The 25052-nt window shown below is 39.9% G+C and carries 22 protein-coding genes and 1 riboswitch; of the genes, 13 read left to right on the forward strand and 9 right to left on the reverse strand.

Annotated features, from left to right (window positions below; translation table 11 throughout):
- Positions 1-8 precede the first annotated feature (8 nt).
- The gene (locus L2672_RS15450) at positions 9-935 is read right to left on the reverse strand and encodes a D-2-hydroxyacid dehydrogenase (protein ID WP_248996741.1); all 927 of its coding nucleotides are present in this window, start codon (positions 933-935) and stop codon (positions 9-11) included.
- 57 nt (positions 936-992) lie between these two features.
- Here L2672_RS15450 and L2672_RS15455 point away from each other — a divergent pair, with 57 nt between their 5' ends.
- Complete coding sequence (locus L2672_RS15455) at positions 993-1325, forward strand: DUF3392 domain-containing protein (RefSeq protein ID WP_248996742.1); 333 nt, start codon at positions 993-995, stop codon at positions 1323-1325.
- A 79-nt stretch (positions 1326-1404) separates the two neighbouring features.
- Here the strand turns inward: L2672_RS15455 and arcA are convergent, their stop codons facing one another.
- Entirely contained in the window at positions 1405-2121 is a 717-nt protein-coding gene (arcA, locus tag L2672_RS15460) for a two-component system response regulator ArcA (RefSeq protein WP_248996743.1), read from the reverse strand.
- Positions 2122-2719: 598 nt separating this feature from the next.
- Between arcA and L2672_RS15465 the strand changes: the two genes are divergently transcribed.
- The 3 genes from L2672_RS15465 (at position 2720) to L2672_RS15475 (ending at position 6268) form a co-directional block, all read left to right on the forward strand.
- Positions 2720-3148 carry a DUF3293 domain-containing protein gene (locus L2672_RS15465; protein ID WP_248996744.1) on the forward strand — a complete coding sequence of 143 codons (429 nt, stop codon included), beginning with the start codon at positions 2720-2722 and terminating at the stop codon, positions 3146-3148.
- 374 nt (positions 3149-3522) lie between these two features.
- Positions 3523-3699: riboswitch (Lysine riboswitch) on the forward strand.
- A gap of 79 nt (positions 3700-3778) precedes the next feature.
- Positions 3779-5137 (forward strand): lysine-sensitive aspartokinase 3, encoded by a 1359-nt coding sequence (gene lysC / locus L2672_RS15470; RefSeq protein WP_248996745.1) that lies wholly within the window; start codon positions 3779-3781, stop codon positions 5135-5137.
- A gap of 18 nt (positions 5138-5155) precedes the next feature.
- Positions 5156-6268: a succinylglutamate desuccinylase/aspartoacylase family protein gene (locus tag L2672_RS15475; RefSeq protein WP_248996746.1), complete on the forward strand. Its 1113-nt coding sequence runs from the start codon at positions 5156-5158 to the stop codon at positions 6266-6268.
- A gap of 254 nt (positions 6269-6522) precedes the next feature.
- On the opposite strand, the gene L2672_RS15480 is transcribed toward L2672_RS15475, so the two are convergent.
- The 4 genes from L2672_RS15480 to serA all read right to left on the reverse strand — a co-directional run bounded on the left by L2672_RS15480 (position 6523) and on the right by serA (position 10968).
- Positions 6523-7155: a hypothetical protein gene (locus tag L2672_RS15480; protein WP_248996747.1), complete on the reverse strand. Its 633-nt coding sequence runs from the start codon at positions 7153-7155 to the stop codon at positions 6523-6525.
- A gap of 127 nt (positions 7156-7282) precedes the next feature.
- A complete protein-coding gene (locus L2672_RS15485) occupies positions 7283-8107 on the reverse strand; it encodes a zinc-dependent metalloprotease family protein (RefSeq protein ID WP_248996748.1) in 825 nt (274 codons plus the stop codon).
- A 543-nt stretch (positions 8108-8650) separates the two neighbouring features.
- Positions 8651-9604: a tRNA-modifying protein YgfZ gene (gene ygfZ / locus L2672_RS15490; RefSeq protein WP_248996749.1), complete on the reverse strand. Its 954-nt coding sequence runs from the start codon at positions 9602-9604 to the stop codon at positions 8651-8653.
- A gap of 134 nt (positions 9605-9738) precedes the next feature.
- Complete coding sequence (gene serA, locus L2672_RS15495) at positions 9739-10968, reverse strand: phosphoglycerate dehydrogenase (protein ID WP_248996750.1); 1230 nt, start codon at positions 10966-10968, stop codon at positions 9739-9741.
- Positions 10969-11214: 246 nt separating this feature from the next.
- On the opposite strand from serA, the gene L2672_RS15500 reads away from it, so the two are divergent.
- The 4 genes from L2672_RS15500 (at position 11215) to L2672_RS15515 (ending at position 13659) form a co-directional block, all read left to right on the forward strand.
- Entirely contained in the window at positions 11215-11817 is a 603-nt protein-coding gene (locus L2672_RS15500) for a DUF2238 domain-containing protein (RefSeq protein WP_248996751.1), read from the forward strand.
- Between the two features lie 248 nt (positions 11818-12065).
- Positions 12066-12734: a helix-turn-helix transcriptional regulator gene (locus L2672_RS15505; protein ID WP_248996752.1), complete on the forward strand. Its 669-nt coding sequence runs from the start codon at positions 12066-12068 to the stop codon at positions 12732-12734.
- A 188-nt stretch (positions 12735-12922) separates the two neighbouring features.
- Entirely contained in the window at positions 12923-13360 is a 438-nt protein-coding gene (locus L2672_RS15510; protein ID WP_248996753.1) for a PaaI family thioesterase, read from the forward strand.
- 47 nt (positions 13361-13407) lie between these two features.
- The gene (locus tag L2672_RS15515) at positions 13408-13659 is read left to right on the forward strand and encodes a YgjV family protein (protein ID WP_248996754.1); all 252 of its coding nucleotides are present in this window, start codon (positions 13408-13410) and stop codon (positions 13657-13659) included.
- Between the two features lie 146 nt (positions 13660-13805).
- On the opposite strand, the gene L2672_RS15520 is transcribed toward L2672_RS15515, so the two are convergent.
- Positions 13806-13949, reverse strand: coding sequence for a hypothetical protein (locus tag L2672_RS15520; protein ID WP_248996755.1), 144 nt, complete (start codon positions 13947-13949; stop codon positions 13806-13808).
- A 184-nt stretch (positions 13950-14133) separates the two neighbouring features.
- On the opposite strand from L2672_RS15520, the gene katB reads away from it, so the two are divergent.
- Positions 14134-15597: a catalase KatB gene (gene katB / locus L2672_RS15525; protein WP_248996756.1), complete on the forward strand. Its 1464-nt coding sequence runs from the start codon at positions 14134-14136 to the stop codon at positions 15595-15597.
- A 65-nt stretch (positions 15598-15662) separates the two neighbouring features.
- Here the strand turns inward: katB and L2672_RS15530 are convergent, their stop codons facing one another.
- Entirely contained in the window at positions 15663-16691 is a 1029-nt protein-coding gene (locus tag L2672_RS15530) for a CYTH domain-containing protein (RefSeq protein ID WP_248996757.1), read from the reverse strand.
- Positions 16692-16929: 238 nt separating this feature from the next.
- Here L2672_RS15530 and L2672_RS15535 point away from each other — a divergent pair, with 238 nt between their 5' ends.
- From L2672_RS15535 to putA, 4 genes are all read left to right on the forward strand, one after another.
- Positions 16930-17610 (forward strand): TIGR00153 family protein, encoded by a 681-nt coding sequence (locus L2672_RS15535; RefSeq protein ID WP_248996758.1) that lies wholly within the window; start codon positions 16930-16932, stop codon positions 17608-17610.
- A 24-nt stretch (positions 17611-17634) separates the two neighbouring features.
- A complete protein-coding gene (locus L2672_RS15540) occupies positions 17635-18903 on the forward strand; it encodes an inorganic phosphate transporter (RefSeq protein ID WP_248996759.1) in 1269 nt (422 codons plus the stop codon).
- A gap of 109 nt (positions 18904-19012) precedes the next feature.
- On the forward strand, positions 19013-19594 hold the full coding sequence (locus L2672_RS15545) for a TIGR04211 family SH3 domain-containing protein (protein WP_248996760.1): 582 nt from the start codon (positions 19013-19015) through the stop codon (positions 19592-19594).
- 338 nt (positions 19595-19932) lie between these two features.
- Entirely contained in the window at positions 19933-23127 is a 3195-nt protein-coding gene (gene putA, locus L2672_RS15550) for a bifunctional proline dehydrogenase/L-glutamate gamma-semialdehyde dehydrogenase PutA (protein ID WP_248996761.1), read from the forward strand.
- Between the two features lie 126 nt (positions 23128-23253).
- Here putA and L2672_RS15555 read toward each other — a convergent pair whose 3' ends face one another.
- Complete coding sequence (locus L2672_RS15555) at positions 23254-24969, reverse strand: bifunctional protein-serine/threonine kinase/phosphatase (RefSeq protein ID WP_248996762.1); 1716 nt, start codon at positions 24967-24969, stop codon at positions 23254-23256.
- Between the last annotated feature and the right edge of the window lie 83 nt (positions 24970-25052).

The raw sequence follows: 25052 nt of genomic DNA on the forward strand, positions 1-25052 counted from the left end.
AATAATGATTAATATCCTTTACTAAAATCTACCTTGCAATTTAAGCCTTTGTTATTTAACCATAAATTATAGTTTTTGCAAAAAAGCTCTACCACTTGCTCTGGAAAACTAGGGGCTGCAATATGGGGCGTGACCACTACATTTTCACAGTTCCAAATAGGGTGATCTTGCGGTAATGGCTCTTGGTTGAAAACATCAAGGATGGCTTGCTGTTGAGGATTATCATTAAGCTGGGTGGATAAAGCCGCTAAATCGAGTACATCTCCTCGCCCCAAATTAAAAAGAATAGCCGAAGGTTTCAGTAAACTTAATGTCTGTTGGTTCAAAAGATTCTGAGTATGTGGTGTGCTGGGTAAAATGCTGGCAATCACGTCGGCATTCATCAGGTTTTCGGCTAAATGTGTCAGGGTGACGACTTTATCGAAGCCAGTTGTTTTGTGGCCTGTTTGATTAACGCCAATGACTGTCATGCCAAAATGGCTTGCTGTTTTAGCAATATGCTGGGCAATGGATCCTGTTCCCAAAATTAATAAAACTTGGCCTTGTAAGGTTTTGTAACTTCGTGGGAGCCATTGTTTTTGCCGTTGCTGTAATTTGTATTGTTGGTGTTCACGCTGGTGGGCCAATAGGTAACCAAATAAATATTCGCTCATTAGTGGCCCGAATATCCCTTTTATATTGGTTAAGTGGTAATCCGTTCTCATCCTAGAACCGATTAACTTATCAACACCAGCAAAGGTTGACTGCATCCACTGTAAGTTGGTGGCATGGTTAAGTAACGGAGCGGCAAGCGCGGGTTCAGCAAGCCAAATGTTGGCATGAGCAATACTGTCAGGAGCGTCGCCGACAATGGTTAAGTTCGGTAAGTTGGATTGCAGTAATAATTGACGATAAATGTCGTTTTCTTTGGTTAATAATAGTAATTTATTGATCATTAATCAGTCCTTGCTGACACACCATATCAAGGCAAAAATAATACTAATGAGAATGTGATGAATCAAATACTGTCTTTGTTAAATCAGGCTGCATCTTATGTGTCACCCTGGTTATCTGAAATAAGTACTGCGCTAATCGCATGCCTTATTGTAATGTTCGCGGTTGATATAAACCGAGTTGTTCGTCGGCTATTAACTGGGCGAGGTTTTGTCATTAGAACGTTAGTATTCGTGCTCATTAACGCGTTTGGTTATGGCTTAGCGATAGTGGCAATAAGTCCTATTCTAGCCTCTCAACTTAAGCTATTGCCAGGATATTGGATGTTAACTGCAATTGTCGTCAGCTTTTTGATATTAGGCTTTTGGGCGCAAAAAAATCGTCAAGTGTAAACGCAAAAATGAGTCATAAAAAAACCGAACAATTATGTTCGGTTTTTAATCATAAAACTAATTAATTTTAATGGACAAATTAGTCTTCTAAGTTGCCACAAAAACGGTAACCTTCACCGTGGATAGTCGCAATGATTTCTGGCGTGTCAGCCAAGCTTTCGAAGTGCTTACGAATACGACGAATGGTTACGTCAACGGTACGGTCATGTGGCTTAAGCTCACGACCCGTCATCTTCATTAATAAATCAGCACGGGTTAAAATCTTACCTGGGTTTTCTACAAAGTGAAGCATTGCACGGAACTCACTGCGAGGTAGCTTGTAAGTTTCGCCCTGTGGGTTAACTAAAGAACGGCTATTGATTTCTAAGCTCCAGCCATTGAAACGGTAGTATTCAACCGTTCCTTTTTCTTCGTTTTCAGCACCCGAGCTGTTTACACGAGTTAACAAGTTGCGAGCACGAATGGTTAATTCACGTGGGTTAAATGGTTTAGTGATATAGTCATCAGCACCAATTTCTAAACCTAAAATCTTATCAACTTCGTTGTCACGACCAGTTAAGAAGATTAATCCAATATTGTTGATTTCACGTAATTCACGAGCAAGTAGTAAGCCGTTTTTACCTGGTAAGTTAATATCCATAACCACTAGGTTAACTTTGTTTTCTTGCATTGCTTTATGCATTTCAGCGCCGTCATTTGCTTCAGTGACAACATAACCTTCAGCTTCAAAAATGCTACGTAATGTATTACGTGTTACTGCTTCGTCTTCAACAATTAAAATGTGTGGATTTTGCATAATTAGGTTACCTAAATAAAATGATAAAAATTCGTTTACTAGCATATTGGCTAGCTTTGGACGCACGCGTTATCGGCCTGCGTTTAAAAATTCAATTTTTGTGTGCTACCTTGCACTAAAATACTTCCGCTTCACGTCGACTAACAAATTCAGCGGTTTTCGACTGTGATTAAAAATTATTACCGCGAGTAAGGATTTAATATTAACGTTTTAACTGTGAGCTTAAAATCAGCTGAAAGTTCATCGTCGTTTTCATCACCATGTCATATTATTGTATAAATAATGTAGAACAAAAAATGGACACTGGTAAAACCTTAGCGCTTATTCAGCAAACTTTTACGTTACAAAATCAGTTTTAAATACATAATTTGTGACGATATATGAGTTACTGGTGATTATTGTACCCTTTTTTTGTATTTGTTAACAAATGAAATGTTAAAAAATGCTTCACAAAAACGAGGTGTTTAGTGTGATTTGTTAGTTATTTATATGATTTATAAGAAAAATAAAATTATTAACAATGTGATGGTTATCACAAATCTTTCGTAGTTTAAGCGTTTCTGGTACACTCTTTTGAGCATATTTGACGAGATTTATTATGGAAAATGTTATCGATAAGCTGTGGGAAGAGTATCAAAAGACTCAGTTTCTGTTGACTCAACCTCTTTCTAGCGCTTTTTCTTTTGCAATTGTTACTGCATATAACCCTTTTGGAAGCCAGTTAACCCCTAGCCAAAACCGCCTTCGAGATCGCCAGCTCCAGTTAAAAATTAACACTTTTCAAAGTCCTTATCGCTGCCTTGTCGGAGCCGCACCAGACTTATCTTACATGGAAAAAAGTTGGGCCATTTTTATTGATAAAGATCAAGCGCTTGAACTAGGTCGAGAGTTTAAACAGCATGCAATTTATTATGTAAATGATGGTTTGCTATCGTTAATTGCTTGTTTTGACGAGCAAAAAGATGAAGTCGTGATGGGGCAGTTTGGAACGCGATTGCAATTGGTGAGTGACTTTCCAGAAGTTTAACCATTATTGATGGATTACATATGTTAACTCATTTTGTGAGACAATCATTTTAACATTTCTTACCTTTTGTCATACCATCGATTGATTTTGGTTTTTTTCGGTAAATGTTTTTCATACCGTTAACAACCTTAATCTAATCGCGGTTCTGCACTACCTTAAACTTTGGTCAAACTCTTTATCGTTTGTCTTTGTTTGTTCCATAAATCTCATGTGTCTTTAATTGACCCGTTTAATAATTAATCATTATTTATAAGTGGTTAAACTGTTTTTCAATGTAAATAGTGCATTCATATTTTGGGGCATTAAGTTGCGGATTATTGCATTGACTTAGGTATGGATTTATTGTTATTTTGCACATCCCTCCTATTTAGTGGAGGCACAGAAGAGGAGCGTTAACTAGGTAGTAAGCTAGAGGAAAACCAATTCCGATGACAGCTTATGAGGGAGATTAGCGCCGAGATACAATATTGTTTGGTTACTTTATTTATCGGTCGATTAGGCTGAATCCTATCGATTGTCACCTGTTTATTTGGTGGAGAGCTTCTGGTGGTGATTGCTGTTTCCCTTCTTAAAGGGTGCGTTATCTTAGCACCAGGCTCTTCGAACGAAGTTTAGTTCGGAGCTTATTTCATGTCATTAAATCAATTAGTTGTAGCCAAGTTTGGCGGGACTTCAGTTGCTGATTATCAAGCAATGAGTCGTTGTGCAGATATTGTATTGTCTAATCCTAATACTCGTGTTGTTGTTGTTAGTGCGTCTAGCGGTGTGACTAACCTATTGGTCGAACTGACCAGTGCTAACGTCAATGATGAACGCCGTTTAGTGCTACTCAAGCAAATTGCTCAAATTCAGTATCGCATTATTGATGAATTAGGCCGTCCGCAAGACATTGCTGCACAAATTGATAAGCTATTAAGCCGTATGTCGGTATTAAGTGAGTCATTAGTACTTGATAGAAACAAAGCCATTATGGATGAGTTATTATCAATGGGTGAGCAATGCTCGTCTGTGTTATTTTCAGCGGTTATTCGTGAAAAGGGCACTCAGTCCTCTGCGTTTGATGTCAGACAAGTCTTAAGAACGGATAGCCACTTTGGTAAAGCAGAGCCTCAAATTGATGCTATTGCCACTTTAGCTGGAGATTTTTTACAGCCATTACTTGCTGATCAAGTTATTGTTACTCAGGGCTTTATTGGTGCTGATGAACAAGGACGAACCACTACACTGGGTCGAGGTGGCAGTGATTACTCTGCGGCTTTATTGGCTGAGGCGTTAACGGCTTATGCTGTTGAAATTTGGACTGACGTCGCAGGGATTTACACAACTGATCCACGTCTTGCTCCTAATGCCCGTCCTATTGCCGAAATTAGCTTTAATGAAGCAGCTGAAATGGCAACCTTTGGCGCTAAAGTATTGCATCCAGCGACTATTTTGCCTGCTGTTAGGCAGCAAATTCAAGTATTTGTTGGTTCAAGTAAAGCACCAGAGCAAGGTGGAACTTGGATTCGACATCAAGTGGAAGATGCACCAGTTTATCGTGCCGTAGCATTAAGACGTGATCAAACATTACTGAATTTACACAGCTTGCAAATGCTGCACGCACAAGGCTTTTTAGCTGAAACCTTTGCTACATTAGCACGTCATAAAATTTCGGTTGATTTGATCACTACTTCTGAAGTGAATGTGTCTTTAACTCTAGATAAAACGGGGTCAGATTCTAGTGGACAAGGGTTACTAAGTGAATCGTTATTACAAGAGTTATCTCAACATTGTCGTGTTCGTGTAGAAGATAAGTTAGCTTTGGTGGCCATTATTGGTAATAAAATTGCTTCAACAGCTGGTATTTGCAGTAGAGTGTTTCAAGTATTAGAGCAGCATAATGTTCGCATGATTTGTCAGGGTGCTAGCCCGCATAACTTATGTGTGTTGGTGGATGAAGCTGAAGCGGCACAAGTGGTTAATGCTTTACACCAAAATTTATTTGAATAACCTCTAATGGAGTCACAAATGACAAAAGCGCGAACGTCAAAGTTAACCATAGGTGAATTAGCGGCTGGACAAGTGCTAGACATTCCATTGTTTACCTTTAAAGGACGTGACTCCTCTGCTCCATCTGTATATGTTCAAGCTAATGTGCACGGTGCAGAAGTGCAAGGTAATGCGGTCATTTTTCAATTAATGACCTTGCTAGAAGAACACGATATCTTAGGAGATATCGTTTTTGCACCCTTAGCTAATCCTCTGGGCATAAACCAAAAAAGTGGTGAATTTACTTTAGGCCGTTTTGACCCGATCACTGGGGTGAATTGGAATAGAGAGTATCTGGATCATAAGCTCGATATTGCAACTTGGTTTCGTGAGCATCAACACTTACCTGACGCTGAATTGTTTACGGCATTCCAATTGACTTTAGTTGAGTCTTGCCACCAAAAGCTTCAACAGCCTTGGGGAATCACAACCGGTCACCGCTTAGCAGTAAATTTACAAACTCTTGCCCATCAAGCCGACATTGTTTTAGACCTTCATACTGGGCCTAAATCATGTAAACATTTATATTGCCCTGAATACGATATGGCATCGGCAAAGTATTTCTCTATCCCTTATAGCTTGATTATCCCCAATAGCTTTGGTGGGGCGATGGATGAAGCCGCTTTTTGCCCTTGGTGGCAACTGGTTGAATATGCAACGTCACAAGGTCGAGAATTAACTAATCCGGTTGCTGCGTTTACCTTGGAATTAGCCAGTCAAGAAAGAATTGATATGCAAGATGCCTTAAAGGATGCACAAGGTATTTTGGCTTATTTAAGCCATCGTGGAGTGATAAAAGAGCAGGTGTTGCCTGCAGTAATGCCACGTTATGCTTGTTATTTAAAGGATTATAAAAAGTTTCATGCGCCTCAATCTGGAATGGTCGAATATTGTGCCAGTGTTGGAGAACAACTACCTCGTGGGGAAACATTGGTTAATATACTAAGAGTCGATTTGTACGGTACAGAAAAGGCATTGATGCCGATTAGTTTAGAACAAGATTGCGTACCCATTTTACATTTCGCGTCTGCATCGGTTCACCAAGGTACTGAATTATATAAAGTGATGACTAATGTATTTGAGTTAACGTAACTTCGCTTGTTTAAAAATAGTGCCTAGCGAGCAAAGTTATTTATTAAGCTCAGACTAAGTTTATTATCTAATAATCCAATTTAAGATATGCTCAACTTCTCATGTTAATCTGCAATTTTTATAAATGCAGCAGTTTCCAAGTTTCCTGTGGTTGCTACATTGAGTGATAAAAACGTTAAGATTTAAAGTAAGTAATTGAATTGTTGATGCATATTGATTGTGGCTCTAAAATTAAATTGAAGTTATATATGGAATTACCTTTTAGTGTTGTCAACATAAACAGTATCATTTTCATAGTTAGGGGGGGTAATAATGCCGTCTTTCTCAAGTTCAGCAATGTTAACAAACTCCCCGACACCATTATTATCTAAAATACTTTCAAAGCTAAGCTGTTGCGAATTGAATGTTAAAAAAGAGCTTCCATCTTGTGGGTGATAAACTAGCAAACCTTCATTATTATCTCCATGAAATGAAACTATGAGCTGTTCAAGATCATAGTCAAAATAAATGTCATCAATAACAGACTTGTATTCAGCATTAGGAGTAATAATGTTGACTTTTGTTGATACTTGAATGTCATCATAACTGTGTAAATCTAAGCTTATTGTACCTGTGTATTTACTGAGCATTGTAAAAGGGCTTATCTCTTCACTCATATCATTATTTATAGAATTTTGCTTAATCGGTTGTGATATATATTCAGGTTTTTGGTGTGAGGTGTTTGATACTTTAGATGTTGTTAGAGCACTTTTTTCTGGTTTATAATCACTTGAAACAACCGATATGTTTAAAGTAGGTTTGTTATTGTTATTATCATACAAGCTGTAAGCTAGTATAGCTAAAATACTCACTATAACCAGAATCTTAAAGTTGTGTTTAGTTATCATTTTAAATTCCCTCGATAAATTTTTATTTTACTGATAATAGTTCAGGGCGAGCTCGTAAATGCTTTGAATATCCCGTTAAATTTAACGCGCCCTGAAAAATAGTTACATTGATGTATGATGTAGATATTTACTGTTTTTTATAGAATCGGCTTGGTATTCTTTCGTTCATGTATCTTACTGCATCAGCTGTTTCAGTATTACCACACTTAGAAGAACCACATTTTTGATTTGGATTTGAGAAACGATTACGTTTATTTTGAATGTAACCTTTGACACTCATAAGTGTACTAAAATTATATTTATAAAACCCCGCAGCATATTTTTTTCTTTTACCATAATCTGCTTCAGCCTCTTCAGATGAATGATTTAACCCTAGGGTATGGCCAATTTCATGATTGAATGTCCTCGTTGTACATGGAGTAAAGCCTCCTGCTACTCCTGCAGCGAATAAAACTGTATTGATATCGACAATTTCAGGTCTACCTGCAGCATAAGCACCTAAATTAATATTGGTTACATTGGCTAGCCCGCAACGTTTGTTTTTTGCTAAGTCTAGCTCTGCTACTATATAAACGATATCTGCACCAGTATTTCTTTTTAAGAAATAAATATCGTCATCTCTATAATATTCATCGAACGAATTAAAGCGCTTATCTGGATACACTTTTATTCCAGCTAGTGTAAATTTAATATTAACTTCAGATGTTTTGAGTGCATGATTTAAAGATGCAAGGGAGTTTTTTGCAAACTGCTCTAAACGCTGAGAGCTCATCTTTGCCGAGGAGTCTGAGACAATAAGAATTGACCCCTGATATTCTGGATTCCAGCTTGGTGGTGGAGGGGTTTTTCCTGCCCATGCCGCTGAGGCCGACATACTTATCAGCGCTATAGTCGCAAATTTCAGCAATTGCCTTAGTGTTGTAAGATTGCTTTTGATTATTTTTCCGTTCATAAAGTGCTTCCTCTATACTTAATTTCAATCACCTTAATTCACTAATTGTTTTTGAGGTGTGAATTTGTTAATACCATTTAAATCTTATTAATATTTACTAGATAACAGACCTAGGTAGTAGATAAGTGATTTCACTTTAATGATTTTTTAATTTATAAATTTACGCGTTAAAATTTAAATGAATTTATTAAAATTTATTTTTTGTGGTGGTAGATTTTTTATTATTTTATCAGGGGATTGTATAGGCTATTAAAGCTGTAGTTATTATCTGAGGTCGTGCTTTTAATTTTTCAACGCGAGTGATTAAATAACAAGTTGTTATAATAGAAACTAATAATGTCTAAAACTGACTTGTAGATGTAGATGTAGATGTAGATGTAGATGTAGATGTAGATGTAGCCCCTAGTGAAAGAGGCTCATACAAACATGTGGCATGTTATTTAGGCGCACTTGAATCAGATTTGGGTGATGACTTAAACCCAAATCTGAGTGAACTATTTTTAACAGTTAGTAAGCGTTAAAAACCGAAATAACGAGCTTAAATTAATCTTCTAATGAATAAGGAAGTGGCTGCACAGTTAAGCTTGATTGCTCATCATCTGCAATACGTAACGTTGCGCTGGATTCTGTATCGTTAGCAAGTACTGCAGTTAGCAAAACATTGTTACCTTGCTGCACAAACTCAATAATGTTGCCAGCTTTGCGATATCCATCTTCAAGCGCGATTTCAACTTTATCGTTTACAGCAAGTGTTTGGGTAGTGGTGCCTTGTAAAATGTACAATGCACGCTTGTTACCGCCACGGTATTTCATACGCGCAATGGTTTCTTGCCCCATGTAACAACCTTTAGTAAAGCTAATACCGTCTATGGCCTGTAAATTACACATTTGCGGCACATATTGGTTAGCATGGGTTGCTGAAATATTCGGATACCCAGCTCTAATTTCTAAAGCTTGCCAAGCGGTGGCATCAACAAGATTTTGTTGCTGGCTTAAATTGTCAGCTGCTGCGGGGCTTAATACCGCGATATAGCGGTCTTGGTCTTGAAGAATAACACCGCCTTCAACAGGAGTCACTTCACCCGTTAACGTGCCAAATTGTTGTTCCATGAAACTTTTTGCAGACGTCCCCGCTACACCAATGAGTTGCCAATTTGCGGATGCATCTTCAAGCTCAGCTTTACTAAATACCGCGTATTTTTTTAATTGTGGTAAATCTACCGAAATTGTCTCGGTTGGCATGAGTAGGAATAAGCTTTCAGCAATAGAAAATGTGCGGAAACTAGCGATCATTTTGCCTTTTGCATCACAGTGAGCCCCCCAGCGCCATTGCTCAGCAGTTAACGAGCTAATGTCTGTGGTGACCTGACCGTGAATAAAACTACGGCCTTGTTCGCCAGTAACTTCAATGAGGCCTAAATGAGATAGATTAGCCAACATAAGTTCTGGTTGGTTTGCAGTAATGTCCCACTGTGGGGCTGAGGCGGTAATGCTCATAATGAAGTCCTATATTGGCTTAAACATAAAAGGCGCATAAAAAAACGGTTAGAAGTAGGCTTCTAACCGTTTAGATATAAGGGCTAACTAAGATTAAAACAAGTCTAAGTTGTCCTATTTTGATGTATGAGTATTTAAAACAGCACGCGGGTACGAATTGTCCCTTCAATCTGTTTTAGCTCCACTAAAGCTTCTTCCGCTTGTAGTGAATCGACTTCCATTACCACATAGCCAATATCTGCGGTTGTTTGCAGGTATTGTGCGGCAATGTTAATTCCTTTAGCTGAAAATGCTTGGTTGATTTTAATCAACACACCCGGACGGTTATGGTGAATATGCAGTAAACGAGAAGCGCCAGCATGTTGTGCCAGTGATACCTCTGGGAAGTTAACAGCAGAAACCGTTGAGCCATTGTCTGAGTACTTAGCTAGTTTACCGGCTACTTCGATACCAATGTTTTCCTGTGCTTCGGCAGTACTACCACCGATATGAGGCGTCAGTAATACGTTATCAAGGCCGCGTAATGCACTAACAAATTCATCATTGTTTGATTTAGGCTCTACTGGGAAAACGTCTACAGCTGCACCCGCAATGTGTTCAGATTTTACGGCATTAGCAAGCGCATCGATATCAACAACTGTGCCACGTGAAGCATTAATAAAGAAGCTACCTTGACGCATTTTACTGAATTCGGCTTCACCAAACATATCTTTGGTTTGGTCGGTTTCAGGGACATGTAGGCTGACGACATCAGCTATGGCTAACAGCTCATCAAGAGTATGTATTTGCGCCGCATTACCTAACGGTAATTTGTCTTCAATATCATAAAATACCACTCGCATGCCTAAGGTCTCGGCTAAAATACCTAACTGAGTACCAATATGACCATAACCAATAACTCCCAGCGTTTTACCACGAACTTCTACACTGCCGTTGGCACTTTTTAACCAGCCGCCACGGTGACATTGTGCATTACGTTGTGGAATACCACGCATTAGCATAATAATTTCGCCAATAACCAACTCTGCTACACTACGTGTGTTAGAAAATGGGGCGTTAAAAACAGGAATACCGAGTTTTTCCGCTGTGGTTAAATCCACTTGGTTAGTACCAATACAGAAACACCCGATAGCCACCAGTTTTTCTGCATGGTTCAGTACTTCAGCGGTCAGTTGTGTGCGAGAACGTAGGCCGACAAAGTGAGCATCTTTTATGGAAGCAAGTAACTCTTCTTCACCTAATGATGCTTTGTGATATTCAATGTTGGTGTAACCTGCTCTTTCTAGTACATCTACCGCACTTTGGTGGACGCCCTCCAACAGCAGGATTTTAATCTTATCCTTGTCAAGCGAGTGTTTCGCCATGATATGGGTACCCTCTAATGTATGATTGCTGATTTTATGCTTTTAATATCAATATGCTTGTTATTGATATACTTTTAAAATTGAATGATGCTTTAATCTAAACGTTAAAATACATCATTTTTTAAATGATTTTGTGCGACTTCCAACACCTAGTCAAAGTAGCACCTTTTTTGTGTGTTGTGGAGGGCTAGATGGCTAAAGTTAATATTCTATTATTAGAACAATATAGAATAAGAGGGATTTACTTTGAATAATAAGATTATATGGATAACAATTTACTTAGTTGCTATAGCTTGGTCTGTCAGTGCACCTAAAGATATGTTCACTTGGTGGTTAGAGGCTATTCCCGCCTTACTGGCTTTGCCTATTCTGTTTTTCACTCGTAAGCGGTTCCCTTTAACCCCGCTAGCTTATGGGTTAATTCTGTTTCATTGCATCGTATTATTAGTGGGGGCGCGCTTCACCTATGCTGAGGTGCCATGGTTTGATTGGTTAGCTGAAGTTATGGGAAGTGAGCGTAATAATTACGATAAAGTAGGTCACTTTGCGCAAGGGTTTGTTCCGGTTATTTTAGCGCGAGAGGTGATGCTGCGTAATGGTGTGTTACAGGTTGGAGCGTGGTGCCAGTTTTTATCTATATGCTTCGTGTTAGCCTTTTCTGCTTTTTATGAATTAATCGAGTGGTGGGTCGCTGCTGCTACCGGTGAAGATGCTGATGCATTTTTGGGAACACAAGGCTATGTGTGGGATACCCAATCAGATATGTTTTTAGCTCTCATTGGTGGATGTTGTGGCTTACTGTTGCTGACTAAACGGCATAATCGCCAACTGCAAAGAATAATATCTTAGCTATTCATACTTTTGACTGATCAATATGACTAAATAACTAGTCAATATCTACTATTATTGTGCTTTAGTCCGTGTTCGGAAGGGTTTCATTATGTTTCTCAGGTTTTGTATGTAACATAGTGATTAGATATAAAGAGATCTCTATTCAGGATGATGTTCAGATACGAGAGCTTTTGCCTTTTGATGGGTTAAAAAATAAATCTATTTTTGATAATTTGAACCTAATAAACTTTTCAGGGAGAAAAGTAATGAGTTCTGATACGTATGAGCTGGTTTTTTTACACCAGTTATCGGCACCATGTCATTTGGCTATTTTGGCTGATTCTATCGGTTTGAAAACCCGTACGGTTAAACATGTCAATGAGTTAGCATTAGACAAAAAATCAAACAGTTTTTATATGATTGCTCAACAAGGAGCGGCATTAGACTCTAAGGGAATCCCTTTAGTCGTGTCGCGTCTGGTTAATCATGTGCCTGTTGCACTGTACCAAGTAGATAGAGACTCTGTCGATCAAGAATTAGCGCTGTTATTAGGGGTGAGAGGGCTGCTTTACGCTGATCAACGAATGGATTTAATGTTAACTGGCTTACGTAAGATGGTCGCCGACGAACTGTGGTTTGACCGACCATTAATTAGCAAGATGTTCAGACAATTGGTGCAAAAGTTAGCGACTAACCATGATATCCCCGCAGATACTGTTGCTATACTACAAATGCTAACCAATCGCGAAAGAACCATTATTCAATTGGTTTCTAGTGGCGCACGTAATAAAGAAATTGCCCACCGTTTATGTATTAGTGAGCACACTGTTAAAGCACATATCTCGTCAATTTTTCGTAAAACTCAATCAAGGAACCGAGTCGAGTTACTCCGTTGGGCGCAAACTTATCAAAGCCACTTTGAGCTGGTGAGTTAAGCCTTTATTCACAATCAAACCTATTGAGTTTCAAACCTTCCTTTTTAATGCTTTCATATCAATGATTAATATCGATAAGATTGTCGGCTATAACCGACAATCTTATCGTGTTAATTTTTATACCAATTACTATTTACAGCCAGTAAACTGATGTAAAAATATTGATGATAAGTCACAGGATATATTAAATGAGTATTTGGTTTCGAGAAGTCACCCTTGCGGATTGTGAACGTTTAGATGCAGGCATGGGCGGCAAAGGCACGTTAATGCAAACATTGGGGATCAAAATCACTGAAATAGGTGATGACTATATGACAGCGACAATGCCTGCCACGCCTAGCGTGCATAATCCATTAGGGATAGTTCACGGTGGAGCGAACGTAGCATTAGCTGAAACTGTTGCCAGTTATGCGGCAAACTTTGTTGTAGATTTCAAAGAATATTATTGTGTCGGACAAGAAATTAACGCTAATCATTTAAAAGCGTCTCGAAATGGATTATTAACCGCTACAGCTAAACCGGTTCATCTTGGTAAACGCAGCTCGGTATGGGAAATATTAGTGTATAACAGTGCCAAAGAGTTGTGTTGCATTTCTAGAATGACTGCTGCGGTCGTTAAACGGTAATTTTATCAACTATACTTGATTCAACTTTACGATTTAAAGGAATAACAATGGATGTAGCAACAATATGGGAGTGGGTGGGCTATTTAGCTTCAGTGGTTGTGGCAATTTCTTTAATGATGGCTGATATCAAAAAGCTGCGCTGGTGGAATTTAATTGGTGCAGCATTGTTTGTCGCCTATGGATTAGCCATTGATGCCATTCCTGTGGCTTTGGTGAACTTTTTTATTGTCATCATTGATATTTATTATTTAGTAAAATTGTATCGTGAACCTCAAGAACAGCCTGCTGATTCAGAATAAAGATATTTACAATTAGCCTACCGCTAACCAGAGTAGGCTAACCCTCTTCTCCAGCTAACGATGACGTTTGCAACCATCTCGCTTGTTTTTAATCAACATAGCTGACCGCTGTTACGCAAACGTAAATCACCTTGCAACAACTTGATTCAATCTTTACCACCTTTATTAACTTGGATCACTTTTGGGGTTCTTTTGTCATCGTAATATAGCCGCCACAGTGCATCCATAATGTCGCCATAGTGCTGTAATAGTGCCGCGCTAGTGAGTTTTTGCTTGTACTTAACATCCACAAAAATCAATATTAGTTACAGTTTAATCTGTTTATTGAATTACTGTCATCTACTTTAATCGTTATTTTAATTTTTTGGTAGTGGGTATGATGACGTTATCGAAATCAGCGGGAGACACAATCTATGGCGACTGTAGTTGATTTACTAGAACAATGGCTAAAACCAACCCAAAAGGAATCAAGTTATGACCAATAAATCTTACCTAACGAGCCAAAATGGTGCTCCAATTGCTGATGACCAAAACTCACTGTCAGCAGGTAAAAGAGGCCCATTATTATTGCAAGACTGGCAATTAATTGAAAAGTTAGCCCACTTTAACCGTGAGCGTATACCTGAAAGAGTCGTTCATGCCAAAGGGACTGGAGCTTATGGTACTTTCACCCTAACTAAAGACTTAAGTGATTACACGATTGCTGACCACTTTAACGGTGTCGGTAAACAAACCGAAACCTTTATTCGTTTCTCTACTGTAGGTGGTGAAATGGGCAGTGCAGATGCTGAGCGTGATCCTCGTGGCTTTGGTTTACGTTTTTATACTGCCAATGGTAATCATGATGTTGTGGGTAACAATACTCCGACCTTCTTTTTACGTGATGGTATTAAGTTTCCAGATTTTATTCATACCCAAAAGCGTAACCCAAAAACTAATTTAAAAGATCCGCAAGCCATGTGGGACTTTTGGGCAGAAAACCCTGAAGCAATGCATCAGGTGACAATATTAATGTCTGATCGTGGTATTCCAGCAAACTACCGTCAAATGCACGGTTATGGTTCGCATACGTTCTCATTGTGGAATGCTAAGGGTGAGCGTTTTTGGGTGAAGTTCCACTTTAAGTCTCAGCAAGGCATCGTTAATTTAACTAACGAGCAAGCGGATAAACTAAAAGGTATTGACCCTGATTCATCACAGCGTGACTTAGTGTTGGCCATTACAGATAAAAACTTCCCTAAGTGGACGGTGAATGTACAGATTATGCCAGAGGCAGATGCCAACACTTATCACATTAACCCATTCGATTTAACTAAGGTTTGGCCACACAGTGATTATCCATTAATCGAAATTGGTGAGCTAGAACTGAATCGTTTGCCTGAAAACTATTTTGCTGAAGTTGAACAAGCGGCATTATCGCCAAGCAACTTGGTGCCAGGTATAGGCGTTTCCCCTGATAAAATGTTACAAGCACGTTTGTTTGCTTATGCCGATGCGCATCGTTATCGAGTGGGCACAAACTATAATCAGTTACCTGTTAACTGTCCTCATGCGACACAGGCTAACCATCATCAACGTGGTGGAGCTATGGCGGGAACAGCTTGTCCTTATCATGGCAGCCAAACAGGAGGTGATGCGAGTCCAAATTATGGCCCAAATACGACTCCAGAAGCGCTACAAGAGAGCAGCCAGTTCGCTGAACCACCATTACGTTTAGATGGCGAAGCCGACCGCTATAGCCGTTATAACCAAGATGATTATACCCAAGCAGGTAATCTGTACCGTATCTTTGGTGAAGATGAGAAGCAGCGTTTAGTGGCAACAATATGCGGTTCATTAAGCCAAGTGACGCTTGATGTTCAACAAAAAATGGTCGTTCACTTCACTAAAGCCGATGCTGACTACGGTGACCGTATAAGTAAAGCATTAGGACTATAAACGTTCAGGATAACAACACTCAACGGGCTGAATTTCAGCCCTTTTTTATTGGGTAGTTTTTAAGGTTAATGGCTTAATGAAAGCAATTGCAGTTGTAATTGCCCATAATAAGGCTGCTGCCATAATTGCTGATAGTGAGCTTGAATATCGTCCGCAGTGAGTGCTGTGATATCTTGCGACAAATAACTCTTTAGTTGCTCAGACAGTAGCAAGCCTTTAGAAACAACAGTAGAGCATGATGTTACTGACGAGAGATGTTGTTGTATTTCATTCAGACATTTTAGTAGCCATTGCCAACGTAAACCTAACTCATTGGCTAATTGACTCTGTTGGCTTTGGGTTGCATTAGCCAATAACTGGTGTATTTGTAGGAGGTCTAATTCAATATGCTGCCAATATCTAAGTATTTGAGCATAATGACTAGCACAGGGTTGTGCCATTAAGTTGTTCAAATTCATCGCTTGGGAAAGATAACGCTTAATGGGCACTTTTTGACTTAGAAGATAACCTCTAACAGCTTTGCTGTGTAATCCAAGCTTTATAGGGCAATGTTGCGAAATCTTGCAGGCGAGCTCAATTATATCGGCGACTTGTCCACTAACTAATTCTAACTCTAGCTCACAAATCGGCTCATGCTGTTCATGGGCTATCACCTCGCCGTAATCTAACGCGACCTCAATAATACTATTGTTAAAGGTGACTCGCCAAGTTGAGCGTTTGAAATTGGTTTCAAATAAACACACTAGGTTGCGATTGAGCTGGCTGACATCACAGTCGCTTGGCCAAATATTGTGTGGAAATAATAATAAGTTGGGGTGGTTATCTTTTATTGCGACATTGAATTCGGGGCGACTATGAAGTCCTCCAGATACGTTGCCAGCCGTTTTAATCGTTTGCTCAAATTGGTTATTCCACGCCCGCACTCTAAAACCGCAATCTAGTTTAGCAAGGCTCAGTGATGGGGTGTCGTAATAATAATTGGTTAAATATTGCTGAGGTTCAGTGATAGAATTAGGCCAGTCATTGAAAAGCTCTATTAATAGGTGTTTTACTTGAGTTGGAATGAATAACTTGAGTTCAATTTCTTGATGCATTGAATACGTGCTCACTTTGTAATCAAAAGTTCATTTGTGTGTCATAATAAATTCACGCTGTCACATTTTTGTAATAAAAATCCCTTAGGATTGCGTCGGTCAGATAAATTATACTCTGCGGCAAGTGAAAAATATCATAGTAGTGCGAAATTAGAACTACACTGTTTCTTTATGTGGACGCTTGAGGTAACATGCGCCCGCTTTTCCAAGTTGGAATTAATTAAATAGGTAAACGGCGATGCCAGTAAACTCTATTTTAGGTGTATTTGCAAAATCACCTTTAAAGCCTTTAGAACAGCATATCGACAAAGTTCATGAATGTGCTGCCCTGTTAATCCCTTTCTTTGCAGCTTCTGAAGCTGGAAATTGGGATGAAGCGGTAAAAATACGTAAGCAAATTAGCACGCTTGAAAAAGATGCTGATTCCTTAAAACGTGAAATCCGTCTAACTTTACCAGGTGGTTTGTTTATGCCTGTTGAGCGTACTGACTTACTTGAGTTATTAACTCAACAAGACAAAATTGCCAACAAAGCAAAAGACATTTCTGGTCGCATCATTGGACGTCAATTAGTCCTACCTCTTCCTGTGCAAGAAGCATTTAATGCTTACCTCAAGCGTTGCCTTGACGCTGTCGCACTTGCAAAACAAGCAATTAATGAACTAGATGACCTACTTGAAACGGGGTTCCGTGGTCGTGAAGTTGAACTAGTTGCCAAAATGATTAATGAACTCGACATCATTGAAGAAGATTCTGACGATCTTCAAATTCAAGTTCGTCGTCAGCTGTATGCTGTAGAAAATGAATTGAATCCAATTGATGTGATGTTCTTATACAAAATTATTGAATGGGTGGGTGGTTTAGCAGATCTTGCTGAGCGTGTCGGTTCCCGTCTTGAGCTTATGTTAGCTCGTAACTAATCACAAGGTTATCAAGGAAACAACATGGTTGATGTATTAGTCACCAACGGCCCAGCATTAATTGCGATAGCGGCTGCATTTGGATTTTTGATGGCGTGGGGTATTGGTGCCAATGACGTAGCCAATGCAATGGGAACCTCAGTAGGTTCTAATGCCATTACCATCAAACAAGCTATCATCATTGCGATGATTTTTGAATTTGCCGGTGCGTTTTTAGCCGGTGGTGAAGTGACCAGTACCATTCGTAAAGGCATTATTGATGCTAGTTACTTTACTGATGTGCCTGAATATCTAGTGTTCGGTATGATTGGCTCACTGCTTGCTGCAGGTATTTGGCTGGTTGTCGCTTCTGCATTAGGTTGGCCGGTTTCAACAACTCACTCTATTATTGGTGCAATTGTTGGTTTCGCCGCGGTAGGTGTTAGCGCTGATGCTGTGGAGTGGGGCAAAGTTGTAGGTATTGTGGGCTCTTGGGTGGTTACCCCTGCTATTTCAGGCTTTATTGCTTATACCATTTTCCAAAGCGTGCAAAAATTGATTTTTGACACCTCAGACCCACTCGGTAATGCTAAGCGTTATGTACCATTTTACATGGCATTAGCAGGCTTTGTTATGTCACTAGTGACCGTAACAAAAGGCTTAAAACATGTTGGTTTACATTTCTCAACGCTAGAAGCCTACTTACTTGCTGGTGCGATTGCTGTTGCTGTGGGTGTATTTGGTAAAGTGGCCATTGCTCGTTTAAAAATGAGTGAAAAAGCTGACCGTCAGACTCAATTTGGTAATGTTGAAAAAGTGTTTGCCATTCTCATGGTTGTTACCGCCTGTTGTATGGCGTTTGCTCATGGCTCAAACGACGTTGCTAACGCTATTGGTCCATTAGCTGCTGTAGTGTCAGTAGTTGATAGTGGCGGTGTCATTGGCTCTAAAGCCGTATTGGCATGGTGGATTTTACCGTTAGGTGCTGTAGGTATTGTGCTTGGTCTGGCTATTTTTGGTCAGCGAGTAATGAAAACCATTGGTAAAAACATTACTCACTTAACTCCTAGTCGTGGTTTTGCTGCTGAGCTAGCGGCTGCCTCAACGGTAGTTATCGCCTCAGGAACTGGCTTACCTATTTCGACCACTCAAACATTAGTTGGTGCGGTTTTAGGCGTTGGTATGGCACGTGGTATTGCAGCTATCAACATTGGTGTTGTACGTAATATTGTTGTGTCTTGGGTGGTTACACTTCCTGCTGGTGCAGGCCTATCTATTGTGTTCTTCTTCATGATTAAAGGTATTTTTAGTTAATTAATGAGCTGAATCACGATAAAAGAAGGAAGTCATATGACTTCCTTCTTGCATTAATAGCCTTAAATAAATAGCATGACTGCTAATTGAAAGCGTTAGGGAACCGACAGTGTTAAGAGTCATTAAATTTTTCACCTTTTTATCTTTGTGTTTAACTGCTCATGTTCAAGCGGCTAATCATTATATTTCAGATGATGTATTCACTTATATTCATGGGGGGCCAGGTACCCAATATCGTATTCTAGGAAGTGTCGAAGCAGGGCAGCCAGTCACTTTTTCAGGTAAAACTGAAGGGGACTATTCGCAAATTGTGGATCATAAAGGGCGCGAAGGTTGGGTTAAAAATGATTTTTTAACTGACAAACCAAGTTTCCGTGTGAGTTATCCGCAAGTTGAGTCAGAGCTGATTAAAGTAAATGAGCAATTAAATCAGCTTTCTTTGAGTACTGATAATGCGACACAAGACTTAGCGATAGCCAACAAGAAGGTATCAGAGTTGCAGCAGGCATTAGCGCTGGCTGAAAAAGAACGTGACACCGCACAGTTTGAGTTAAAGTCTGCTATTGATAATAAGTTATTTCGTATGTGGCAACAGGGCGGGATGATTGCTGGTATTGGTGCATTAATTGGTATTATTTTAGTTTACCTGCCAAGACCGCAACGTCGTAATAAGAGCCGTTGGATGTCGTAATTAATCGTTTAATTGCAGCGTCAGTTAGATTTTTTACAAATTTTTCAAACAAAAAGGCCGGCACATTTGTGTTGGCCTTTTTGTTTGCCGCCCCGCTAAGTTACTGGCATATAAGCCATAAAATATAACCGCCATTGAGTTGTTATTTAAACGTTAACAGCGGCAGTTATTTTTTGAAGAAAAAAATGTGTTCTTAAGTGGTTTTTAGGTCATTTGACAGTGTTCTTGATCACATTTTGCGAGTATACTCCGCCTGAATCGTACATTGTATACAAAATAAAATAATTCAATGTGCAGACTATAAATTGGTTTTTAAAACCCTCCTTCAATTGACCATGATGGAAGCCAAAATAATGTTCAAAGCGAGTGAAGTACTGGGCGGTCGCTATGACAACGCCACTCTAGACGAGCTTTTTCAGGCCGTTACAGATAATTACGTTGTTGATGAAAATCAATATTTATCGGAGCTAATTACCCTTGTGCCTTCTTCTGATGAAGAAATTCAGCTGGTAACAAAGCGTGCTCATGAATTGGTAAATAAAGTTCGTCAGTTTGAGAAAAAAGGCTTAATGGTGGGGATTGATGCATTTTTGCAGCAATATAGCCTAGAAACTCAAGAGGGCATTATTTTAATGTGCTTAGCTGAGGCATTATTACGTATTCCTGATTCAGAAACGGCTGATGCGTTAATTGAAGATAAGCTTTCGGGTGCCAAATGGGATGAGCACATTAGCCGAAGTGACTCAGTACTGGTTAATGCCTCGACTTGGGGGTTGATGTTAACGGGTAAAATTATCAAATTAGACCGTAAAATAGATGGCACTCCTAGCAATTTATTAAATCGCTTAGTGAACCGTTTGGGTGAGCCAGTTATTCGCCAAGCTATGCTTGCCGCCATGAAAATAATGGGTAAACAATTCGTCTTAGGGCGTACCATTAAAGAAGCGTTGCAAAATAGTCAAGACAAGCGTGAAAAAGGCTATACCCACAGCTACGATATGTTGGGTGAAGCTGCACTTACCGCTAAAGATGCGCAAAAGTACTTTAATGATTACAGCAAGGCTATTGGTGATTTAGGCGCTCAACCTTACGATGATTCATTGTCTCCAAGGCCGACTATTTCAATTAAGTTGTCTGCACTACATCCTCGTTATGAAGTCGCTAATGAAGATCGTGTTTTAACTGAATTATACGACACGGTAATTAAACTGATTCAACAAGCGCGAAGTGTTGATATTGGTATTTCAATTGATGCTGAAGAAGCTGACCGTCTTGAATTGTCATTGAAGTTATTCAAGAAACTATATCAATCAGATGCAGCTAAAGGCTGGGGCTTATTAGGGATTGTTGTTCAAGCCTACTCTAAGCGTTGCTTACCGGTATTGTGCTGGATAAATCGTTTAGCGAAAGAGCAAGGCGATGAAGTTCCATTGCGTTTGGTAAAAGGGGCTTATTGGGACAGCGAACTGAAATGGGCTCAACAAGCTGGTGATGCGGGCTACCCACTTTACACTCGTAAGGCGGGTACGGATGTGTCTTATTTGGCTTGCGCGCGCTATTTATTGTCTGAGGCAACTCGCGGTAATATTTATCCTCAATTCGCCACTCATAATGCGCAAACTGTTGCCAGTATTACCGCGATGGCGGGGGATAGAAATTACGAGTTTCAGCGTTTGCATGGTATGGGACAAGAGCTCTACGACACCATGTTGGCAGAAAGCGGCGTTAAAACGGTACGCATTTATGCCCCCGTTGGCGCGCATAAAGACTTACTGCCTTATTTAGTTCGCCGTTTGTTAGAAAATGGGGCTAATACTTCATTTGTTCACAAACTTGTTGACCCTAAAACGCCTATCGATTCATTAGTGGTTCATCCTTTGGTGACCCTACAAAAATATACCACCTTTGCTAATAATAAAATTGTTCAACCCATTGATATCTTTGGGGATGAAAGAAAAAATTCTAAAGGACTAAACATGAACATTATTTCTGAGTCGGAACCATTTTTTGCTGCGTTAGATAAATTTGCTCAAACCCAATGGCAAGCTGGTCCATTGGTAAATGGTGAGACGTTAGCAGGCGAAATAAAAGAAGTTGTGAGTCCGTTCGATACCACTAAATATGTCGGTAAAGTGGCATTTGCCGATAAAAATGCCATTGAAACCGCCATCGCTTCAGCCGATAACGCATTTGTAACGTGGAGCAGAACCCCGGTTGAAGTTCGTGCTAGTGCATTACAAAAGTTAGCTGACTTATTAGAAGAAAACCGTGAAGAGCTAATTGCATTATGTACTCGTGAAGCAGGTAAAAGCATTCAAGACGGTATAGATGAGGTTCGTGAAGCGGTTGATTTTTGTCGTTATTATGCTGTTCAAGCTAAAAAAATGATGGCCAAACCTGAATTGCTTCCAGGCCCTACGGGTGAGCTAAATGAGTTGTTTTTACAAGGCCGAGGCATTTTTGTTTGTATCAGCCCATGGAACTTCCCGCTGGCGATTTTCTTAGGGCAAGTATCAGCGGCATTGGCTGCGGGTAATACCGTGATTGCCAAACCGGCTGAGCAAACCTGTTTAGTGGGTTATCGTGCCGTGCAATTAGCACATGAAGCGGGTATTCCAAAAGACGTATTACAGTTTTTACCCGGTACGGGCGCTACTGTTGGCGCAGCATTAACCTCTGACGAGCGTATTGGTGGAGTATGTTTTACTGGCTCAACAGGCACTGCTAAATTAATTAACCGCACTTTGGCTAATCGTGAAGGGGCGATTATTCCTTTAATCGCGGAAACTGGCGGACAAAATGCGATGGTGGTTGACTCAACCTCACAACCAGAGCAAGTGGTTAATGACATTGTATCGTCTTCATTTACTAGCGCGGGTCAACGTTGTTCAGCGCTGCGTGTGTTGTTCTTGCAAGAAGATATTGCAGAGCGTGTTATTGACGTGATGAAAGGGGCGATGGAGCAATTAACCATAGGTGACCCAAGTTATATCAAAACCGATGTTGGCCCAGTAATTGATGCTACAGCGAAAGCTAACTTAAATGCCCATATTGATCATATTAAGCAAGTCGGCAAACTCATTAATCAGCTTGAGTTACCACAAGGCACTGAAAATGGTCATTTTGTTGCGCCTACCGCAGTCGAGATTGACTCTATTCGAGTATTAGAGAAAGAGCATTTTGGTCCTATTTTACATGTGATTCGTTATAAAGCCGCTGACTTAGCGAAAGTGATTAATGAAATTAACAGTACAGGCTTTGGTTTAACCTTAGGTATTCATAGCCGAAACGAAGGCCACGCACTTAATCTTGCGGATAAAGTAGATGTGGGTAATGTTTACATTAACCGTAATCAAATTGGTGCCGTTGTTGGCGTGCAACCTTTTGGTGGTCAAGGCTTATCAGGTACCGGCCCTAAAGCAGGTGGTCCACACTATTTAACCCGTTTTGTGACTGAAAAAACTCGCACCAATAACATTACTGCCATTGGGGGTAATGCGACATTATTGTCATTAGGTGATGCTGACGAGTAACACTGTGTCATTAAGCCTTGAATAAATACCATTAAACGAATGCCGTTCATTATTAATGAACGGCATTTTTTATGCGTTGTATTTGCAAAATAGTTTCGGTCAATCACTTTATATTTCAAGCTGAAGTTAGCTCAGTAATGCCATAATCCAAAGCACCAACAACACAGCACTGCAAGCTTGCCAAAATTGCACTGGGTTTTTTTCAATCATAGGCAATGAACGTTGTGATTGGAATTTGGGGTTAGGGGTGATGAGATCCGCTAAAAACTCAGACACCTCAGTATAACGTTGCTGTGGGTTCACTTTAACGGCTTTAGCTATCGTCCCTTCAACCCAATGTGGGATATCACTGCGAATGGAGTTAGCAGGAACATAATGTAGTGCCTGTTGCGACTTATGAGTGGTACAACGAGCCACATGGGTACCATAAGGTAATTTTCCTGTCAGCATTTGGTAAGCCAGTACCCCTAAAGAGAAAATATCAGCTTGCTGAGTGCCTATTTCCCCTAAAAAATATTCTGGGGCGCTAAATTGAGCGGTACCTTTAATGTGGTCATCCATGGGTAAAATTTCACTGACCCCTGCGACTCTTACCGCGCCAAAATCGATAATTTTCACCAAACCATCAGGGGTGATAATAATATTGTTGGGTCGAATATCACGATGTATAATTTCTTGACGATGTAATGCCTGTAAGCCTTTGCCCACTTGCACCAAAATTGTTCGTACAGAGTCTAAATCAGGATCTGGGTGGTCTAGCATCCACTGGGCTAAATTGGTACCACTAACATATTCAGATATCGAGTAAACACAAGATTTAGAGCGAGGTTGCGGTAAGGTTTTTAAGAGATTGGGGTGCGATAGTCTTTGCATGACCCACTCTTCCATTAATAAGCTTTCAAGCGTGTCCTGACAATGCTTTAGCTCCATTGAAGGGGCTTTAAATACTACCTTCTGTTGGGTTTGTAGATCTTGGGCTAAAAACACATGGCTACGGCCGCCAATAAATAGTTCTCTAATTAATAAGTAATCATCAATGGTTTGGTTAGCAGTCAATGTGGGGGTGGATTTAAGCGTTTGTGCTTGCTCTTGCCATTCACTTAATGCCTTTGAGGGTAATTGTTCAACGGCGACAATCATGACAGATAAATTATCGTCACTGCCATTCTCAAGTGCCGTGTGGACGATTACTTTTGCACAGTGGTCTAAGTCTGTTTGGTGAGTGTCGATGATCTCACCAAGTTGATTAGGGCTCACAAATTCGTACACACCGTCAGTGGCTAAAATATAATGCTCACCTTTAGCAAGGGGGTAATGGGCGTAATCGATGTCTAAAATGGCCTCAAGCCCTAGTGCTCTTGAAAGGTAACTGGTTTTCTCATCAATATAACGACGATGATCTTGAGTCAGTTGTTCAAGCGAGTGGTTGACATAACGGTAAATTCGACTATCGCCACAATGTAAAGTGTGCAGCGTATTAGATTTGAAAACCATTGCACTGAATGTCGCCACATAACCTTTATTTAAATCAAATCGGAATTCACTGTTTTTTGATTGTGCATGCAACCAATAATTGGTGGCTTTAAGTACTTTTAATGCGGCATTTTTAGTCGACCAAGCGCAAGGGGTTGAATAATAGTCATGGGTAAAACTGTCAACTGCGGTTCGGCTGGCTATTTGGCTCACATTGCTACTGCTTATGCCATCAGACAAAGCAAATACCGCCCCTTTGCTATTTAACAAACCCGCTTTAGGAATCTGGTATTGCAATGCGTCTTGATTAAGCGCTTTAGTTCCCGCAATGGAATATTGGCCGACCGACAACGCCAAGGTTTGTTTCATCTTATTACTCAAGTAAAGTGAATGGGATTTAGCGACAGATGCAACAAAGCCCTGACCATCTGTGCAGGGCTTTTTAATGTATT

The organism is Shewanella gaetbuli (genome assembly GCF_023284065.1).
GTDB lineage: Bacteria > Pseudomonadota > Gammaproteobacteria > Enterobacterales > Shewanellaceae > Shewanella > Shewanella gaetbuli.

Coding starts and splice junctions, on each gene's coding strand:
- L2672_RS15535 (WP_248996758.1), top strand. CDS start 16,930: ATGCCAGTAAACTCTATTTTAGGTGTATTTGCAAAATCACCTTTAAAG.
- putA (WP_248996761.1), top strand. CDS start 19,933: ATGGAAGCCAAAATAATGTTCAAAGCGAGTGAAGTACTGGGCGGTCGC.
- L2672_RS15540 (WP_248996759.1), top strand. CDS start 17,635: ATGGTTGATGTATTAGTCACCAACGGCCCAGCATTAATTGCGATAGCG.
- L2672_RS15455 (WP_248996742.1), top strand. CDS start 993: ATGAATCAAATACTGTCTTTGTTAAATCAGGCTGCATCTTATGTGTCA.
- L2672_RS15480 (WP_248996747.1), bottom strand. CDS start 7,155: ATGATAACTAAACACAACTTTAAGATTCTGGTTATAGTGAGTATTTTA.
- L2672_RS15515 (WP_248996754.1), top strand. CDS start 13,408: ATGGATGTAGCAACAATATGGGAGTGGGTGGGCTATTTAGCTTCAGTG.
- lysC (WP_248996745.1), top strand. CDS start 3,779: ATGTCATTAAATCAATTAGTTGTAGCCAAGTTTGGCGGGACTTCAGTT.
- L2672_RS15505 (WP_248996752.1), top strand. CDS start 12,066: ATGAGTTCTGATACGTATGAGCTGGTTTTTTTACACCAGTTATCGGCA.
- katB (WP_248996756.1), top strand. CDS start 14,134: ATGACCAATAAATCTTACCTAACGAGCCAAAATGGTGCTCCAATTGCT.
- L2672_RS15465 (WP_248996744.1), top strand. CDS start 2,720: ATGGAAAATGTTATCGATAAGCTGTGGGAAGAGTATCAAAAGACTCAG.
- L2672_RS15475 (WP_248996746.1), top strand. CDS start 5,156: ATGACAAAAGCGCGAACGTCAAAGTTAACCATAGGTGAATTAGCGGCT.
- L2672_RS15450 (WP_248996741.1), bottom strand. CDS start 935: ATGATCAATAAATTACTATTATTAACCAAAGAAAACGACATTTATCGT.
- ygfZ (WP_248996749.1), bottom strand. CDS start 9,604: ATGAGCATTACCGCCTCAGCCCCACAGTGGGACATTACTGCAAACCAA.
- L2672_RS15485 (WP_248996748.1), bottom strand. CDS start 8,107: ATGAACGGAAAAATAATCAAAAGCAATCTTACAACACTAAGGCAATTG.
- arcA (WP_248996743.1), bottom strand. CDS start 2,121: ATGCAAAATCCACACATTTTAATTGTTGAAGACGAAGCAGTAACACGT.
- L2672_RS15530 (WP_248996757.1), bottom strand. CDS start 16,691: ATGCATCAAGAAATTGAACTCAAGTTATTCATTCCAACTCAAGTAAAA.
- L2672_RS15555 (WP_248996762.1), bottom strand. CDS start 24,969: ATGAAACAAACCTTGGCGTTGTCGGTCGGCCAATATTCCATTGCGGGA.
- L2672_RS15510 (WP_248996753.1), top strand. CDS start 12,923: ATGAGTATTTGGTTTCGAGAAGTCACCCTTGCGGATTGTGAACGTTTA.
- serA (WP_248996750.1), bottom strand. CDS start 10,968: ATGGCGAAACACTCGCTTGACAAGGATAAGATTAAAATCCTGCTGTTG.